Here is an 18,348-nt window from a genome sequence, read left to right as displayed (position 1 = left end):
GGCTGGAAAAATTCCAGGGGCTGCTTTTCTTATAAAACTCATGTTTGATTTTTAGTCTGTTTCGCCGGTTTTTCCCGCTGTTCCACAAGTTTCTCCTGAATCTTGTTGAACTCCTTGCATGGTTGTGTCAAGCTGACAACGATGTCTCCCGCCTCCGCCTTTGCAGACCCGTCCGGAGAGAAAAACTCAATTTTGCCTGTCGGTTTCATCACAAAGAGAAGGATGGTATGTTCTTCTCTTTCATGCAGGTATTCTTCAAATGAATATTTCTCGGTGATATTCGTTCTTCTGATGATATCCCCGCGCTCCACACGCTTGTTCAGTTCATCCCAGGTTGCGTCTTCCTGAAACAGGATTCTGCCGCCCAGCGTATGAACCAAGTCTTCAATATCATCACTTCTCTTACCCTTCAAAGTCAGCTGAAAAAGATTATTTCTGCCAATGGAAGGGACGAAAGTAGTACAGACCAACGCATTATAAGAGTCCACTTCTGTTGTCGCCAGCAAGTACTCATACGGGGTTAAATCCATATGGTACTCTGTTTGTTCTGACAAAATTTCGCCTTTATAGAAAGGGATCCCGGCTTTTCTTGCTGAAAACAGCCTTTTCCATGATGAATCAGCAACCATGACCGGGGTTTTTAGTTCCTGGAAGGTTTTCGCAAGTTCAGTAGAAAAACTGCTGCCCCCAATAATCAAAACTCCCGGCCTGTCATTGATGGCAAGGTCCAGCTTCTTCGCCAGCCAGCCGATTGAGAATCCATGGACAGTCACGGTTCCAAATACCAGGGCAAACGTAACTGATGTGAGAATCGCCGCATCCTCAAACCCGTTCTCAAGAAGAACGGAAGCAAAATAACCTGAAACAGTCAGCGCTACGATTCCCCGCGGGGCAATCCACCCGACCAAAGTTTTTTCCTGCCAGGAAAGGTCCGTTCCTATTGTAGAAAGAAAAATGGACAGCGGACGTACGATAAAAAGCATCAAAAGCACATAGCCAATGATTTTCCAATTGAAAATTTCAATCAATGTCTCCAAAGACAGAGATGCTGTCAGCATGACGAAAATGGTCGAAATCAGGAGTACTGATATATTTTCTTTAAAGTGCCGCATATCATCAATGGAAGATATCTGCATATTTGCCAGGGTCATTCCCATTGCTGTTACGGCAAGAAGGCCCGTCTCATGAGTGATTTCATCAGAAATGGTAAAACAGGCAAGAACCACAGCGAACACTACAGGGGACTTCAGGAATTCGGGGACATGCCCTTTTTCAAACATCCACCCGATGCCCCTGCCGCAAAGCCATCCGAATACGACGGCAAATAAGGAAGCAAGGAAGAACATTAAGAGCGTATTAGCAGCCCCTTCTTCTGATGTTAAAAATAATATGATTTCAAAAGCAAATACTGCCAATAGCGCACCAAAAGGATCCACGATGATCCCTTCCCATTTTAAGATGGCGGCCGGCCTCGGCTTCAATTTTGCCTGCCTTAAAAGCGGAAGGATGACGGTTGGGCCGGTAACGATGAATAACCCCCCGATGACAAACGATACAGCCCATGACAGCCCCGCTACATAATGGGCTCCCAACGAACCAAGTATCCAGGCAAGGAAGGCGCCAATTGTGACAATCCGAAATACAGGCCTGCCTAACCCTTTCACTCCCCGGAAATCAAGATTCAAACTTCCTTCAAATAGTATGATGGCAACAGCCATGGAAATAATCGGCTTGAATAAGTCGCCAAAATCTTCCTTGGGGTGAATAATCCCCAAAAATGGACCTGCAAGGAGTCCAGCAATGGACATGACCACGATCGCCGGCAGCCTGAAGCGCCACGCTGCCCACTGTGACAAGATTCCCAGCAGTCCAATCAGCATTAAGTTAAACAATATCGAATGAAACATTGAGTCTCTCCTTTTAAAAGGATTCAAAATCAGTTTTTTTCTATCCTTCACATATAAAGCATGTAAAATAAAGCGTTAACTGTCTTTAAACTTGGCGCTTTTCTAAAACTTTGTTGCTATTTACTATTAAGTTCAAGAGATATAGCTATCTTTCATACAAATTATCCCGGTAAACAAGAAAGAAAAGAGCTATTCACCTGTTCAGTTAAATAAGCCCTTGTACCCGAGAGAAAAATCCGGCCCTTTGGATTTTTCCGATAGCAACAATCTGTACGAATACAGCGTTAAACTTTGACAGTGCTTTTAAACCAAAATGTCAGTCCCAGGCGGCTGCAGACAGTATGGTAATGCAGCAAGGTGAGCAATACCGCCCCTGTATTCATCCCTATAAGTACCCCCGCCATACCGAACTCCGGCAGCGAACCAAGAAAATAAATAATCGAAAAAGAAACAAGGGTTGCCCATATAGTATGATACAAAGCGTCCTTTATCAGTCCAAATCCGATCATAAATGCCTGAAGCGGCATGACAAAGAAATGAAAGAAGAAATAGGGCCAGAGTAATTTTAAGTAATAGGCAGCCGAGGTTGAATGAAAAAATAGTGTCGTCAGCTTTTCTCCCCAAAAGTAAAAAACCAACACAGCCGGACCTCCGTACCCTAAGGTAATCCAGATAACCTGCCTGAGTATTGAATGTATACCTTTAATATCATTCTTTGAAACCTTTTCTGACACAATCGGAATCAAGGCGACCAGCAGGGAATGTGCAATAAAAGCCGGGAAGAAACCAATTGTCAACGCTACGCCCGCCATCACGCCAAAATGCTCCGTTGCCGATAGTGCAGTCATGCCGGAATGAAGTAATGCGGCTTTAATCAAAAACGGCTGGATCGCGTGGGAAACAGCATGAAAAATTCTCAAAACGGTTGTGGGAAATGAAACAGTCAATAACGCCCGGCCTACTTCCCTCTTATCTGCATCTTTTGTGGAGGTATTTTTCATTTTCCTTACAGATAACACATATGCTTGCATGAAGTAAAGGAAGACAACACCTTCACTGCCGATAAATGTGCACAAGGCAATGATAATGGCGATATTGGTTTCAAAGGAGAACAACTGGTAAACGACAACCAAGAGAATAAGCTGGGCAAACTTTCTTAAGAAATTGGCCGCTGCAATCTTCCCCATTTGATGAACACCCATGAAATACCCCCGGGCTATAGAAGAAAAAGAGATAATCGGAATCAGCACCAATGTCAGCCAGCGAACGCCTGGATGATAGTCTGCCAAAAAAGGAAACAATGAATAAATCAGTGCAGCCGCCAACAAGAAAATACAAGTGAATATTATTGTCAGCCTCCACACCCGGGACAGAATATCGCGATGATAGACTACGTCCTTTTCCGCGATGAACTTCGAAAGCGACACCGGCAGCTCCAAGCTGGCAATAATGGCAATTAAAAAGATGGATGGCAAAATCGACATATAGATTCCCATCCCGTGTTCCCCAAGCTCCCTGGCGAGGACCATATTGATGACAAATTCCAGGCACTCCCCGAAAAATGCCGTAATTATTAAAAAGGATATCCCCCGTATAAATAACTTCATCTTTAAACCTCCGAAATAAGTACATGCCCTATCATATGATGGAGGATTACTGTTTAGGATTTTTTATAATATGGAAGCGTTATCTAGAGAAAAATATTTGGAGACATATGCTCCAAGCACTTTTTATACCAAGATAAGCACTGGTTAGAGATTTTCAAGTATACAATCATAACCATGAAGTAAGCTAACAAAATAAGGGGATAAATTCCTCTTATTGAGGAAATATCTCGAAAAGTAGAGTAAAAAGGGAAACATTTCCCTTATTTACTTCAAAAGCATGAGAATAGGCACTTTTCCTCTGCTTTAACGGGAAAAACTCCCCTTATATTCCGTGAAGCTAACCCTATTCTGCAGGATAAGGGGAAAAACTTCCCTTATTTAAACAACCAGAGGTTACTCACAATTCAGGATGAAAAACATGTCTGCTTCATTTATCTGCCTCTCAAAAACGAACTATCATTTGCTGCACACTAAATGGATTACAATCGGCATGCGGTTTTCATGCTGACAAAACGTATGACACCATGTTAAAAGGGGCTCGGAATTCAGGGCGGATTTAGCGTTATTTATTCATCAACAAAAAGAAGCAGTCGAATTCAGTTGCGAATTGTACTGCTAATTGGTGTGCTAAATTAGTTTTTGTACTCGATACCAGAACCCCTTACCGCCCGGGGACCCTTCTTAGTTCAGGGTTTTTAATTACTTCTTTTTAACGGAACGGGCTTCCCTTAGATGGGCAATTCCTTCTTTGCAGACGCCATATTCCAGCCATGAGCACCCTGCACAAATTTTGTCCAGATCGTCCGGCTCCACTTTTTCAGCTGTCAGATTCACCAAATAGGACTTTTTATAAACACCTCCCGCCTTCAACTCAAGATGTTCAATTGTCCTCCTATCCAGTCCCATCACTTTATTATTCGATTTCACATTGCCGCTGCATAAGGTCTCTCCTTTATGTGGACAAGCCAAGCAAGCCTCATCGAATCCGGCAACCACTTTGATATCGAATTCTTTATCAGGATCTCTTATATCTGCAACAATTTCGGTCATTTTCTCGACAAAGGCCGGGCTGTACCCCATACCCTTAAACCCATGGACACACAGGAGATGATGACCTCTCATTAATTTGCTCACCCGATGCCCTCCTTTTACTATTTCCTTATTATTTCGAGGTTTGAAGGGTGATCTCCTTTGTAGGTTGTGATGTTTCGGAGGGAAGGGGGCCAAACAAACGAACTCTATGGTATATTCGCGTGATCTGTTATTTGATATGTCAAACCTGCTCTTCACTTCCGTTGAAAAAAATTCAAGGAGGATGGTTTTGCTATCAATGCAAGACTCCCAAAAAATACCCATATCCAGACAATAAATGTTTATCTGCTGCTGATCTACTCACCCGGTGTTGCCAACTCACATTGAAGAAAATTTCTGCAGCTTCCTTCAAAGAGTGCGATGCAGAGAGTACTTACTTCCCTCCCGCTAGATCAAAAAATCCTAGGTAAAGCGAGAACCTATTCAAAAAAATAGACCCGGCGCAATGTCGGGTTTCACCTGGAACTCTATTGAATTTCCGCATAACCTTTACCAGTAGGATATCGTCTTTGGTTGCGGCCGCTTGGGTCTCAGAAGTGGATAAGGAAGCAGAGGCGATAAGTGCCGAAGATGCCATGACTGTAAATAATTTCTTCACATTTCATTCTCCTTTCTATTGTCCTTATTTGTTCCATAACACATTCATCTTGTTATGAACGTTTTAACACCGAAAAAATTTTACTATTCTTTCAATTTCCATTACCATTTACATATACGACACAAATAAAGGCGGGAATAGGTATGGACGTTAAGGTCAATGAAGACTATGCAATAGAACAGGATAAGTTAGACGGACTGTCGCGCTTTAAAGAAGAATTTTACATAAAAGAAGATAGGTATTACATGGATGGAAATTCATTAGGCCTCCTTTCCAAAAAAGCAGAAAAATCGCTGTTGACTTCATTGGATGACTGGAAGCAGTTTGGCATAGACGGCTGGATGGATGGGAAGGAACCATGGTTCTATTACTCAGAGAAGCTTGGAAGAATGACAGCTCCTCTTATCGGGACCAAGGAGGAGGAAACCATTGTGACCGGATCTATTACCACGAACCTTCATCAATTGATCTCCACTTTCTATCAACCTGAAGGCCGGAAAACGAAGATTCTCGCAGATGAGTTAACCTTCCCTTCTGATATCTATGCAATCAAAAGCCAGCTGGAGTTGAAGGGGTATGACCCTGTTCAAAACCTGGTTAGAGTCAAAAGCAGGGACGGGCTCACACTTCGTGAAGAAGACATCATCGACGCCATGACCGATGATGTCGCTCTCATCCTTCTGCCATCCGTTCTCTACCGCTCGGGGCAGCTCCTGGATATTAAACTGTTGACGGATGAAGCCCACAAACGGGGCATCATCATAGGATTTGATTTAGCTCATTCCATAGGTGCCATTCCACATGAACTTCATGAGTGGAATGTCGACTTTGCTGTCTGGTGCAACTATAAGTATTTAAACAGCGGTCCAGGGGGAGTCGGCGGGCTATTTGTCCATGAAAATCATCTTGGAAGGAAGCCGGGTCTTGCGGGCTGGTTCGGCTCAAAAAAAGACAAGCAGTTTGACATGGAACATACCATGACACATGCGCACACGGCGGGTGCCTTCCAAATCGGGACTCCTCATATTTTCAGCCTTGCCCCCCTGCTTGGATCATTGGAGATCTTCGAAGAGGCAGGAATTGCGAACATCCGGGCAAAGTCATTAAAGCTGACCGCCTATCTGATGAAACTGATAGAAGTCAACTTATCAGAGTATGGATTCGTGATTTCCAATCCAAAAGACGACCGCATACGCGGAGGACATGTCTGCCTGCAGCATGAAGAAGCTGCCCGCATATGCAAAGCACTGAAGAAAAATGGCGTCATTCCCGATTTCAGGGCACCCAATGTAATCAGGCTCGCACCTGTGGCCCTGTATACTTCCTATCAAGATGTGTGGAAGACGGTTGAAATTTTAAAAACAATCATGAAAGAAGAAGAGTACAAACAATTTGAAAAAGGCCGTAATGTTGTGGCGTGAGGAGGATTGCAAATGAAGTTCATTGATATATCCCAAAAGTTGAATAGCAGCACCCCTGTTTGGCCTGGAGATACACCATTCCAATTTTCGTTAAATTGGTCAAAGCAAGATACAGGCTCGGTCAATGTTGGCAGCATTAATTTCAGCGCCCATACAGGGACACATATCGACGCACCTTTTCATTTTAATGAAGATGGACAGAAAGTGGCCGACCTCCCCCTCGAAAGCTTTTTCGGAAACGCTTTGGTTGTGGAAATGTGCGGAAAGGAATCCATAGGTGCAGAAGAACTGAAGTCTTTAAACCTAAGAGATGTGACCCAACTGTTGATACGGACCAACAGTTGGGAAGATAAGAGTGCGTTCCCTTCAGAGATCACTTATCTTCGGGAGGATATCGGCCCTTTCTTAAAAGAGAATGGCATTCAACTAATCGGGGTGGATGTTCCATCTGTCGATCCGCTTGACAGCAAAGCGCTGCCTGCCCACCATTCTTTGCAGCAAAACGGCATTGGCATCCTTGAAGGAATTGTCCTGGATGGAGTCGAGACAAAAACCTATGAGCTTGCAGCCTTCCCCCTATTCATTGAAGAAGCTGACGGATGTCCGGTCAGAGCCGTTCTTATCGACCGCTGATTCATAGGGCGTCTTTTACCCAGATAGTTGAAATGAACTCCGGCTGCCGGTAAATAAAAAGCAGTAAAAAAGAGTTTATGAAGCAACCTCCGCCGGTTGAAGGCCGGCGGAAGGCTGCTGCTTCTTTCCTGACTGCTGCAGTTATGTACCATTCGCCACCTAAACAAGAACTATTAAAACCGCCTTCATTTAAAGATTTGATCTGCCGATTTCTTCTTAAGGTCTATTAGGCAATCCTCCTTCATAAGGTAGCAATATAAGAGCATTTAAAAGGAGGAGACCTTTTGGGCATCTTAGTTGTCATCGGTTTGGCTTTTGTATTGCTCTTCATTGGCGGTTTTTTTGTCTATTTTTTAAAAAGTTCATTAAACACAGAGGATAGTACTTCGGTCGACCCTGTTCCTCAAGAAGATTGGTCGCTGGAAGAAAAAAGTCCATAATAAAACGACAGCGTCCAAAGTAGACGCTGTCGTTTTAACTTTTTCATCCGCTCACCAGTTTTTCTCCTATTTGCATCCTCGCCTCACACATTGGGCAGACTTTTCTTTTAATCTTCTGGTCTGCTTCTGTCTTGATCCTTGACCAAGCGATACACTGAGCGTTGCTGCAAACCCAGGCGGCGACCTTGATTTTCGGCGGTTCTTTTTTGACTGATTTTTCTTTTTGTGCAGGCTTATCACGGAACGCATCTGACAGAAAGCGTGAAATCTCTCGTTTTTCACCCTGATAATAGGCTGGGGAACTGATGAAGAGCTCTTTCTTTGCTCGCGTAATCGCCACATACATCAACCGTCTCTCTTCTTCGATAGCCATCACCTCTTTATTGCGTGCATCCTGGTGAATCTTATCCTCCAGTTTGTGAGCATTGATGGCAGAAGAGTGCGGAAGATTTCCTTCACTTGCTCCAATAACGAATACCGCAGGAAATTCCAGCCCTTTTGCTCGATGGATTGTCATCAAAGACAACGCATCTGCATTTGATTCATTCTCTTGATGCAGCATTTTTTCATGCTTTTCCGTCATGTTATCAATAAAGGAAATAAATGCAGAAATGGATTGAAACCGTTCTGCCGATGCCTCCAGCTCCGATAAAGTTTCTTTGATGGCTTCCTTATGCTCCGTGACGGATACCCGCTCATTGGCATCCAGGTAACTGTCATAAAATTCTTTCCTCATACGCTTAACGGCAGTTTCCGGGTCTGCGGCAGAGAGGCTCTTGATCAGTTTGATTCTTTCTTTCACCTTATCTTTCTGAAACGGCTGAAGGGTGTCCATGTTAGTCAAATGAATCAGCGGGTACTTCTTCCTCGCCGTTGCCTCATGACCTGTAATATACTTCATCCCAGCTTCTCTGTTGATATATAAAGTTGGCAAAACACCCTCTATCGCCGAAAAATTTCTCGGTACAAGAGACAGCCTTAAATGGTCTATCAGCGGTTTGACGATCCAGTGGTCATAAAAATGCTGATCACCGAGATTATAGGAAAAGAAGGGGATTTCTTCTATGACAAGCCTCTCAAAAATAGCACGGCTGCTGCTGGTTGTCCGGTGAAGGATGGCAATATCCTTATAATTCAAGTTTCCTTCCTTTGTCATTTTCTTGATTTTGGCTATGATCCATTCCGCTTCCTCATCCGAATTGGAAGGCCGGCTGTACTGCGGTTTGTCTGACTTCTCTTTTACAGCACGAAGAGTCTTCTTCCGTCTGTATTTGTTGCCGCTGATCACCTGGTTCCCAAGCCCGACAATATGGCTGCCTGACCGGTAATTGACATCCAGTGTGATGACTTTGGCTTCAGGATACTTCTTATCAAAATCAAGAATGAAGGCATTATCTGCTCCGTTGAATGAATAAATCGTTTGATCATCATCTCCAACGACAAATAGATTCCTCGATTGGTGGGCGATCATTTGAATCAGTTCATATTGAAGCCAATTTGTATCCTGAAATTCGTCCACCATGATAAATTGAAACCTTCTTTGCAAGGCATGCAGGAGCTGCTCATCTTCTTTAAGCAATTCAAAGGCTTTGACCAAAATATCATCAAAGTCGATTTTCTGATTGCTTTCCTTCCATTCTTCAAACATCAGGAGGATCTTCTTGATTTCTTTTTCAGCAGAAGTCTTCTCAGGAAGATCGTCAATAGGCTTCATATTCATTTTAAGATTGGAGAGTGTCGAGAGAAGTGTTTCAGGCTGATAAGGTTCTTGAATTCCTATCTTTCTTTGTATCTGCTTCAATAAAATATGCTTGAATCGTTCATTGCCCAGTATTTCCTGTGTTACACCCCTGCTTCTTAACAGGAACAAGAAAAAGGAGTGGAAAGTACCCGCCTGGATTCTGTTCACTTCCTTTTTATTAATCCCCGGAAGCAATGCGACTCTGTGCTTCATTTCCATTGCCGCTTTTTTGGAAAAGGTGAGGAGCAGAATGTTTTCAGGAGAAACCCGTTTTACCTGTAATAGATAGCCTGTCCGAGAAACGAGGACGGATGTCTTTCCGGAACCTGCCCCCGCCAGCGTCAAGCACGGGCCTTCCATATGCCTGACCGCTTTCATCTGTGCCTCATTAAGACGGATTCCCTTCCCCTCAAGAAGGTTGAAGTAGAAACTGTCTTCAGCTTCTTTATATTGTTTATTTTCATTGTGATAAATTTCCGCATTCGGAATTATGTTGGATGAAACCCCGAATGGTCTGTTGGAGAAATAATTCATTATTGTCACCTTGCTCATATTTTTGTGTAGTTTATAGATGCACTTTTTTGGGGTTTAGTTAACCAATGTTTACAGCTTAGACTGGATCTTAGTTCCCAAACCATTTGAACCAGCCTTGATAACCTACGGAAGTGAAGAAGAGTACTCTGCAACATAGGCGATTTCATTACTATTTTTCTATGAATAAAAAAGAGCGTAAAGATAAACTAAATCTTTACACCCTTAGTGAATTTATTATTTTTGATGAAAAAAGTCAATGAAAGCATGGTAGATTTCGATAGCTTGATAAGATAGTAGTGTTAACGCTGTAAATGAAAACACGCCCATCATAATGAACCGAATCCACATATCCTTCCCCCCTTTAAAAATCAAATTGTTGATTGATTATTAAAAAGGGATTGATCCACATAATTTGATTGGTAAAAAATCGGCGTCAGCACGATCATCCTCCGGTGAAAAGCACTCCAATTGCTCAAGGCAGTCAGGCAGAGCATTAGAAGTACGAGCAGCACTAAAGTGTCATTAAATACAGCCTTGCTATTTCCTGAATCTAAGTGCTCTCCGGGCTCCACATGATCAGACATGTGTTGGTCCAATAAGGAACTTTCTGCTACTATATTTACCGAAAAATGACCATTTCCTATACTATTTGTGAGGATCGCCAATAGTATGAAACCAGCTAAGAATAGAAACCTGTTCATTCTGCATCCCCCCAAAAAAGTATTGTTATCATTATATTCCTGTTCACACAAATATGCACTACCTAATTTTTACTCATTTGGGTTACAGCTGATCATTTTACCATATATGAATCTAAGAAGCTGGTTATTTATTTGTATTTGATTTGATAATTATTCCTGCCTTGCTGTTTGACAGCGTACATTGCCATGTCAGCAGCGCGAAGAAGTTCATCCAGATTCCGGCTGTCTTCAGGAAAAAAAGATGCTCCCAAACTGAATGTGATGTGTACCTCTTCTCCAAAAATCATATAGCCTTCTTCATTTGCAGCAAAGAATTTCTGTATCGCCCCTTCAACTTCTTCCTTTGACTGCCTTCCCTCAATGATGACGACAAATTCATCACCCGACTGCCTGGCAATGAAGGCATCCTCAGGAAATTCACGTTTGACCCTTCTTGTAAATTCAATCAACAGTTCATCGCCGTGTGAATGACCAAGTCTGTCATTAATATCCTTGAACTTATCGATATCAATAAATAGGACGGCAAATTTTACTGCATCATCCTCAAGGGACTCTTCAAATAATGTTTTTAATTTTGATTCCAGGGCCCTTCTGTTCCATATGCCTGTAAGCTGATCATGCAAAGCCATATATTTCAATCGGGAAGAAGATCTCTTCAGTTCCGCATTCTTCTTGCTCAATTCTTCTGTCCGTTTAGTTACTTGATTTTCCAGATCCCTTGCAAGGTTCTGGTAAGATGCCGTCATCTCTTTTAACTGGTAACCGGTCAGGAGCTGCCTGGAATATACAAGGAATACAATCAGCAGAAGACCTGCACCCGCAAGCTTATCACCGCTGCTGCTGAAGACCAGAAAGAGGATGATGATACTTCCGATATTCATAACATTCCTGGCAGCAGGATAAGCACCCGCCTCGTAGTTGAACTTGCTTTCCCCTTTTCTAAAGAATGAATTCATCTTTAGCAGTTCAACTGCGCCGACTCCCTGAAGGATAACCGCCGAAACCGCCAGTATCCTGGGAAGACCGTCAGCTTGAAGCCCGTCATAAAGTAAAGACAGTACAACCAGACTGTCCCCAGTAAATAACATGGATATGGATAGGGTAAAGAGCAGCATGACTTTTCTGGGTGCAAAATATTTTTTTACAAGCATGGCCGCCGGCAATGCTAATAATAAGAGCAATTCCAGAGCTGGATATACAAAGGATGTCACACCCATTCCGTAGGCCACGCCGGCCGCTTCATATAATGGATGAAGCCAATATACCCATAACATTGTCGTAATGGTGAAATAAATGATCAAGATATCGATTGCAAAATAAATGACCTGACAACGATTTTTCATAACATGAGCCAAAGATGAAAAGGCCGCTATCAACAACAGTAAGTAACCTATGTATAAGAGGCCGCTCCAAAGTGTTCCCTCATTAATCAAGATGACTTCGGCTCCAGCGTACAGGACAGTCCCAAATAAAAGCAAACCTAAAAATGGGCGCTGCAGCCCTTCCGCTCTTCTAAATGCATAAAATTCAATTAAGAGAGCGAATGTAATGGCCGAGGTCTCCAGTGCAATTATACTGAAGGGGTGATTAGTACCTTTAAAAAAGACGCCCCATCCGTAAATCAGAAGAGCAAAAAACATCAATTCGAACATTGAATTTTTAAAGTAAATAGTTTGCTTCATGTTATCGCCCTATTCTGTTAATTCATTTAAGTATAAATAACGCATAAAGACTCCTTTGAAAATCTTTTACCCCCTTAAAGTCTCAGCAAAACAATTCTTAAAGCTTTTTGACCGGTACATCTGAACTACATTCACTCTTCTTTTTGGCTCTTTTCTAAAATTTTGTTGCTATTTAATATGAAGTTCAAGAGATATAGCCATATTTTACAGAAATCCCCCTGGTAAACACGAAAGAAAAGAGCTCATCACCCGCGGCCCCGCATATGATTCGGCAAACGGAACAATCACGACTCAGGCTTCTCCGTTAAAGGTATCCAGCTCCAGCTGTGAAGGAATTTCCTCTTGAAGATCTTCTATGGGAACCGGCCAATGAAGTAACAGCAGATACTCCCATGTTTGCTTCATCATCCACCCATTTCTCTTATCCACTATCTTCTCCTCCTCTGTCCCGGCCTGTCATTCATTTATTTACACAAACTGACTATGATACAAACGAAACGCTGCACATTGTCATGTTTGCCGGCATCAAGGAACCGGGAATATATGAAACAACTATTATGCAATAGGAGTGTGGCCGGCTTGAAACTCAATAAATGGAGTTACTCCAAGAGAAACAACATTAAAGCCAGCTTTGATTCCTTCCCCCACTCGACCGTGTTGTTTCGGAGAATCAAGGATTACTACTTTGTCTACAATGTCTACTGGTCCGCACAAGACCCTATAGTCGGCCGCGAACATCTAATTGAAATGGAACATCTCCTTAACCGGGAACTTGGTTCTGAAAGTGAATACATAAACCGCAGGAGCCGGCTTTGATTCATCTTGGGACAGCTGGAGTCAGAGCTGTTTTTTAGATGGCAGAAAGGATAGCCTGGTCATATGATCGTAATCAATGGCACTATGGATAGGGTTCAGGAAGAGGTTTAACGCAATTCCGTTGAATCCAAAAGGCTGATGTAATCTAATATAGAAGGCGTTAAACTAATTACTGTTCAACAGGCAGAAGTCGCACTTTTGTTCGATTAAATTTTTCCATCCTCTATTCATCTGCTTTTAACACCTTTATAATATGAGGAGATAGTAAGAATACAATAGAAAAGGTGCAGTTTACATGAGTATATTAACAGTAAAGAATCTAAGCCATGGCTTTGGCGACAGAGCCATTTTTAATGATGTATCCTTTCGTCTCCTGAAGGGTGAGCATATCGGGCTGGTTGGGGCAAATGGAGAAGGTAAATCGACCTTCATGAACATCATTACCCGCAAGCTTGAGCCGGATGAAGGAAAAGTGGAATGGGCAAAACGTGTCCGTGTCGGATACCTTGACCAGCATACTTCCCTGGAAAAAGGTATGACCATCAGGGATGTATTGAAGACCGCCTTTCAATACTTATTCGATATGGAAACGGAGATGAACGAACTTTTTGCAAAGATGGGGGAAGCATCTCCTGAAGAACTTGAAAAGCTGCTTGAAGAAACCGGAACACTCCAAGACGCACTGACGAATAATGACTTTTATGTTATAGATGCAAAAGTGGAAGAGATTGCAAGAGGACTTGGGCTAGATGACATCGGACTTGAACGTGAAGTCCAGGATCTCAGCGGCGGACAAAGAACGAAAGTCCTGCTGGCAAAATTGCTTCTCGAGAAACCTGATATCTTATTGCTTGATGAGCCGACAAACTATTTAGATGAACAGCATATCGTCTGGCTGAAAAGATATCTTCAGGAATACGAAAATGCGTTCATCCTGATTTCACATGACATTCCATTTTTGAACAGTGTCATCAATCTCATTTATCACATGGAAAACCAGGAGCTTAACCGCTATGCCGGCGACTATGATGATTTTAAAAAAGTTTATGAGATGAAACGCCAGCAGCTTGAGTCTGCCTATAAAAAGCAGCAGCAGGAAATCTCCGAGCTGAAAGATTTCGTTGCCAGGAACAAAGCAAGAGTTTCCACAAGGAATATGGCAATGTCCCGTCAAAAGAAATTGGATAAGATGGACATCATAGAACTTGCCGGAGAGAAGCCGAAACCTGAGTTCCACTTCAAACCTGCCCGAACTTCAGGGAAATTGATCTTTGAAACGAAGGACCTTGTCATCGGGTATGACGAGCCATTGTCCAAGCCCCTGAACCTCAGGATGGAGCGCGGGCAGAAAATTGCTTTATACGGAGCAAACGGCATCGGTAAGACGACGTTGCTCCGAAGCATCCTCGGGGAAATCAAACCCGTTTCCGGTGAAGTTGAATTAGGGGAGCATCTGCATATCGGCTATTTTGAGCAGGAAATCAAAAATGCCAACTACAATACTTGTATAGAAGAAGTCTGGACCGAGTTTCCGTCTTTCACTCAATATGAAGTAAGGGCCGCCCTTGCCAAATGCGGGCTGATGACCAAGCATATTGAAAGCAAAGTGGAAGTATTGAGCGGGGGCGAAAAAGCGAAAGTCAGACTGTGTAAGTTGATCAATAAAGAAACGAATCTTTTGGTCTTTGACGAACCGACCAACCACTTGGATGTCGAGGCGAAAGCCGAACTAAAACGAGCCCTTCAGGAATACAAGGGAAGCATCCTTCTTATCTCGCACGAACCTGAATTTTATCAGGATATTGCGACTGATCTGTGGAATTGTGAGTCTTGGACGACGAAAGTATTTTAATATGAGGTAATATCAAAGAGGCAGCCGGTCGTGGCTGCCTCTTTTACTATTTACTTGTCTTTACATTTCTTCATCCGGCAAGTACCCATAAGTACAAAGCTTCTACAAGCAAGGCACAATTCTTAAAAATGTCCCCATGTACTATCAACATAGGTACTTATACCTCCATTATTAAAGCCCATGAAGAACTTTTTACCTAAAACCCCATTCCTGTTACTAAATGTACGCATACATATACACTGAAACAGACTTCGGAATTTAGTAATACATGTGTTGCATTATCAATATTAATATCATGGGAGGGATTAGGTTTGAGAAAAGAAAAACCACCAGAGTTTGACATCAATATACCTAAACACAAATATATTTATTTTAAAAGGGGATTTGATATTTTCATTGCATTCTGTCTTTCCATTATCTTCTTCCCTTTCTTCCTCATCCTGATTGGGCTTATTTATGTTTTTGACGGTAAACCTGTCATCTTCAAGCAGGTTCGTACTGGAAGGGGCGGTGAACCGTTTACGATATATAAGCTGAGATCAATGGAGGGCGCACGTGCTCCTGAAGAGGATTACTATGACTGGGAGGGCGGTGTGCCTGATCAGTTTATTTTCAAAAGCCGAGTTAGTTCCAGGACCACTAAATTAGGCGCCTTTTTAAGAAAGTCCAGTTTAGACGAAATTCCTCAACTTTTCAATGTTCTCAAAGGAGACATGAGTATAATAGGTCCCAGGCCGGAAATTCCCCAGATCACCCAACATTATAATCGAATCCAAAACCAAAGGCTGCTAGTAAAACCCGGTATCACAGGCTACGCGCAAGTACACGGGAGATCGGATATCACTCATGGCCAGAAAATCGCCTACGACCTCTATTATATTCGTAATCTCAGTTTCCTTCTTGATATAAAGATACTTGGAAAAACAATTGTGCAAGTCCTGAATCGCAGTGGTTCTTATTGACAATTAGTGCTTTTTTTCACCTTTTTCAAAAGGAGCGATCACATGAGCCGTTTTTTAGAACTTAAGGATTTATTCAAAATCATTCAACATCACCTTGTTCTTTTGGTATCTGTCCTGTTTTTGGCAACTGCGTCCGGCATCATCATCAGTCTGTCTCTTCCCAAGGAATATGAAGCAAGAGCAGATCTTTTGGTCAGTTACTCTTCTCAGACCAATCAGGGTTCTCTTTCCGTGAGTGAAGTCGAAACGAACTTGAGGTTGATAGAGACCTATAAATATATACTTAAAAGTCCAAGGATTTTAGATATTGTGGCCGAAAGAACAGAAGAAAACGACAATGCCAAGTTCCTGGAGAAAAAGATTTCTGTAAGTTCCAGCAGCGACTCTCAAATCATTTCAATTACCGCCCATGCCTACACCCCCTGGCAGGCTGTTGACATTGTGAATCAAACAGCAGAAACCTTCAAAGAGGAAACATACAATTTGATGCAAATAGATAATATACAAATATTGTCCTATGCCAAGGAGCAGGATTCAACCACACCGGTAAGACCCAACCTTACCTTAAGTACAGGCATTTCGTTCACCATTGGGATTTTCCTGGCTTTCTTAATCGTTTTTATCAAGGAAGCATTTTTCACCAAACTTAATACTCAGGAAAAAGTGGAAAGAATATTACATGCTCCCTACTTGGGATCTCTTCCTAAATTGCCTCCTCAAAACAAGGAGATTTCACCTAACAATCCGTACCGAAAATTTCTTATTTCTTCTTCAGACCCTAAAAGCCCGGCAATGGAGTTATACCGGGAAATACGCACTAATATTCAATTTTTAATTAAAAAAGAACAAAAGAAGGTATTGCTGGTGACGAGTTCCGTCCCCTCCGAGGGAAAATCACTAACGACCGCCAATCTAGCCATCAGTATGGCATTAAATGGTGTTAAAACAGTAGTCATAGATATGGATCTCCGCAAAGGATCAGGTGATCAGATCTTTCTTCTTCCTCCAAGTAAAGGCGTTTCTACTTATCTACATGGGAAGACACGGCTGAATGACATCATCCAACGCACCAAAATCCCGAAATTATTCTTTATTGGCGCGGGTCCCCTCCCGCCAAATCCGACAGAATTGCTTTCTTCTGATCGTCTATCCATTATGATTAACTCCTTGAAGAAAGAAGCGGACCTTATTTTGATTGATACACCCCCGCTTATTGTCAGTGATGCTGCCGCCTTATCCTCCAAGGTCGATGGGTGTCTCTTTTTAATAAATGCCCGGAAAACCAGAATGGAGACTGCTAAGAAAAGCTTGGAAAAGTTAAACAGGATTGGTGCCAATATAATTGGCGTTATCTTAAACAAAACCAAAAAGGAAAAGTCCCAGACATACTACTATTAGGTTAGGGGGAAGCGGCTTGATTGTAGATATCCATAATCATATATTGCCTGAATTGGATGATGGTCCCGCTGATATGCATCAGGCCCTAAACATGGCTAAGGCTGCAGCAGCAAGCGGGATTACCAGCATCATAGCGACTCCCCATCATCAAAGTGAAAAGTATGTATGTTCACCTTCAGAGATCATTGACAAAGTGGATAAGCTTAATACTTTATTAAAAGAAAAGAATGTCAAACTGGACATACTGCCTGGAATGGAAATCCACCTTTATCCTGATATATGTACTGATTTGACAAAGGCTCCCCCTTCCGCCTTGCCCCTTGCTAATAAAAAGTACATTCTTATTGAACTTCCCTACTCTTATTTTCCGAGGTATACGGAGAGTCTCCTATACGAATTACAAATTGCCGGGTACATTCCCATCCTTGCCCATCCTGAGAGGAACTCGGTAATCAGAAAGCAGCCGAACCTCCTGTATCAGTTAATTAAAAGAGGAATCCTTGTGCAGGTTACCGCGGGAAGCATAACCGGATCATTCGGAAGAAAGACCCAGTCACTTGTGGATAAATTGCTGAAACATCATTTTGTCCACTTCATTGCATCAGATGCTCATAACACCACTAGCCGTCCTTTCAAATTGACATCTGCCTATGAATATATCGATAAAACTTATACGGCTTCATACACTGACTATTTTAAAAAAAATGCAGCTTGTATTATTACAGGCAGTGAATTCAGTATAAAAACGCCCGAGAAGATAAAAAGAAAGAATAAGTTTTTTTCGTTCTTTTTAAAATCGGAAGATACCTATGACTAAGTTATCCCTTACAGCTTTGTACATCCCCCTAAGACCATCTTTCTTCTGAAGAATGAACATAAAGAAAACCAGCAAGCATATGCTTGCTGGTTTTCTTTATGTGTACTTGGTGATAAGAAAGACTTCACTTGTCGAGCGAGGAAATCA

15 protein-coding genes are annotated in these 18,348 nt (G+C 42.3%); 8 read left to right on the top strand and 7 right to left on the bottom strand.

The genetic code is table 11. The features are described from left to right. Positions 1 to 38 precede the first annotated feature (38 nt). The 3 genes from V1502_RS04030 to V1502_RS04020 all read right to left on the bottom strand — a co-directional run bounded on the left by V1502_RS04030 (position 39) and on the right by V1502_RS04020 (position 4,636). Positions 39 to 1,907, bottom strand: a complete 1,869-nt coding sequence (locus V1502_RS04030) for a cation:proton antiporter (RefSeq protein ID WP_409253111.1) — start codon at positions 1,905 to 1,907, stop codon at positions 39 to 41. A 284-nt stretch (positions 1,908 to 2,191) separates the two neighbouring features. Next, positions 2,192 to 3,514, bottom strand: coding sequence for an oligosaccharide flippase family protein (locus tag V1502_RS04025; RefSeq protein WP_409253110.1), 1,323 nt, complete (start codon positions 3,512 to 3,514; stop codon positions 2,192 to 2,194). Positions 3,515 to 4,213: 699 nt separating this feature from the next. Then, a complete protein-coding gene (locus V1502_RS04020; protein WP_409254277.1) occupies positions 4,214 to 4,636 on the bottom strand; it encodes a DUF1284 domain-containing protein in 423 nt (140 codons plus the stop codon). 711 nt (positions 4,637 to 5,347) lie between these two features. Here V1502_RS04020 and kynU point away from each other — a divergent pair. From kynU to V1502_RS04005, 3 genes are all read left to right on the top strand, one after another. Then, positions 5,348 to 6,625: a kynureninase gene (kynU, locus tag V1502_RS04015; protein WP_409253109.1), complete on the top strand. Its 1,278-nt coding sequence runs from the start codon at positions 5,348 to 5,350 to the stop codon at positions 6,623 to 6,625. A gap of 12 nt (positions 6,626 to 6,637) precedes the next feature. After that, a complete protein-coding gene (kynB, locus tag V1502_RS04010) occupies positions 6,638 to 7,258 on the top strand; it encodes an arylformamidase (RefSeq protein ID WP_409253108.1) in 621 nt (206 codons plus the stop codon). Positions 7,259 to 7,542: 284 nt separating this feature from the next. Then, entirely contained in the window at positions 7,543 to 7,698 is a 156-nt protein-coding gene (locus V1502_RS04005) for a hypothetical protein (RefSeq protein WP_409253107.1), read from the top strand. A gap of 43 nt (positions 7,699 to 7,741) precedes the next feature. Here the strand turns inward: V1502_RS04005 and V1502_RS04000 are convergent, their stop codons facing one another. From V1502_RS04000 to V1502_RS03985, 4 genes are all read right to left on the bottom strand, one after another. Then, complete coding sequence (locus tag V1502_RS04000) at positions 7,742 to 9,973, bottom strand: UvrD-helicase domain-containing protein (RefSeq protein WP_409253106.1); 2,232 nt, start codon at positions 9,971 to 9,973, stop codon at positions 7,742 to 7,744. Positions 9,974 to 10,341: 368 nt separating this feature from the next. After that, entirely contained in the window at positions 10,342 to 10,674 is a 333-nt protein-coding gene (locus V1502_RS03995; RefSeq protein WP_409253105.1) for a hypothetical protein, read from the bottom strand. A 128-nt stretch (positions 10,675 to 10,802) separates the two neighbouring features. Beyond that, positions 10,803 to 12,356, bottom strand: a complete 1,554-nt coding sequence (locus V1502_RS03990) for a diguanylate cyclase domain-containing protein (RefSeq protein ID WP_409253104.1) — start codon at positions 12,354 to 12,356, stop codon at positions 10,803 to 10,805. A 291-nt stretch (positions 12,357 to 12,647) separates the two neighbouring features. Further along, positions 12,648 to 12,785 (bottom strand): DUF2071 domain-containing protein, encoded by a 138-nt coding sequence (locus V1502_RS03985; RefSeq protein WP_409253103.1) that lies wholly within the window; start codon positions 12,783 to 12,785, stop codon positions 12,648 to 12,650. Between the two features lie 150 nt (positions 12,786 to 12,935). Here V1502_RS03985 and V1502_RS03980 point away from each other — a divergent pair, with 150 nt between their 5' ends. From V1502_RS03980 to V1502_RS03960, 5 genes are all read left to right on the top strand, one after another. Further along, positions 12,936 to 13,172, top strand: coding sequence for a hypothetical protein (locus tag V1502_RS03980; RefSeq protein ID WP_409253102.1), 237 nt, complete (start codon positions 12,936 to 12,938; stop codon positions 13,170 to 13,172). Positions 13,173 to 13,467: 295 nt separating this feature from the next. Then, positions 13,468 to 15,024, top strand: a complete 1,557-nt coding sequence (locus V1502_RS03975) for an ABC-F family ATP-binding cassette domain-containing protein (RefSeq protein ID WP_409253101.1) — start codon at positions 13,468 to 13,470, stop codon at positions 15,022 to 15,024. A 311-nt stretch (positions 15,025 to 15,335) separates the two neighbouring features. Beyond that, positions 15,336 to 15,986 (top strand): sugar transferase, encoded by a 651-nt coding sequence (locus V1502_RS03970; protein WP_409253100.1) that lies wholly within the window; start codon positions 15,336 to 15,338, stop codon positions 15,984 to 15,986. A gap of 42 nt (positions 15,987 to 16,028) precedes the next feature. Then, a complete protein-coding gene (locus V1502_RS03965; RefSeq protein ID WP_409253099.1) occupies positions 16,029 to 17,384 on the top strand; it encodes a polysaccharide biosynthesis tyrosine autokinase in 1,356 nt (451 codons plus the stop codon). Between the two features lie 16 nt (positions 17,385 to 17,400). Next, the gene (locus tag V1502_RS03960; protein ID WP_409253098.1) at positions 17,401 to 18,201 is read left to right on the top strand and encodes a tyrosine-protein phosphatase; all 801 of its coding nucleotides are present in this window, start codon (positions 17,401 to 17,403) and stop codon (positions 18,199 to 18,201) included. The last annotated feature ends 147 nt before the right edge of the window (positions 18,202 to 18,348 follow it).

Origin of the sequence: Rossellomorea sedimentorum, from assembly GCF_046237645.1 — a bacterium.
Lineage (GTDB): Bacteria > Bacillota > Bacilli > Bacillales > Bacillaceae_B > Rossellomorea > Rossellomorea sedimentorum.
This window is presented reverse-complemented; position numbering and strand designations above follow the sequence as displayed.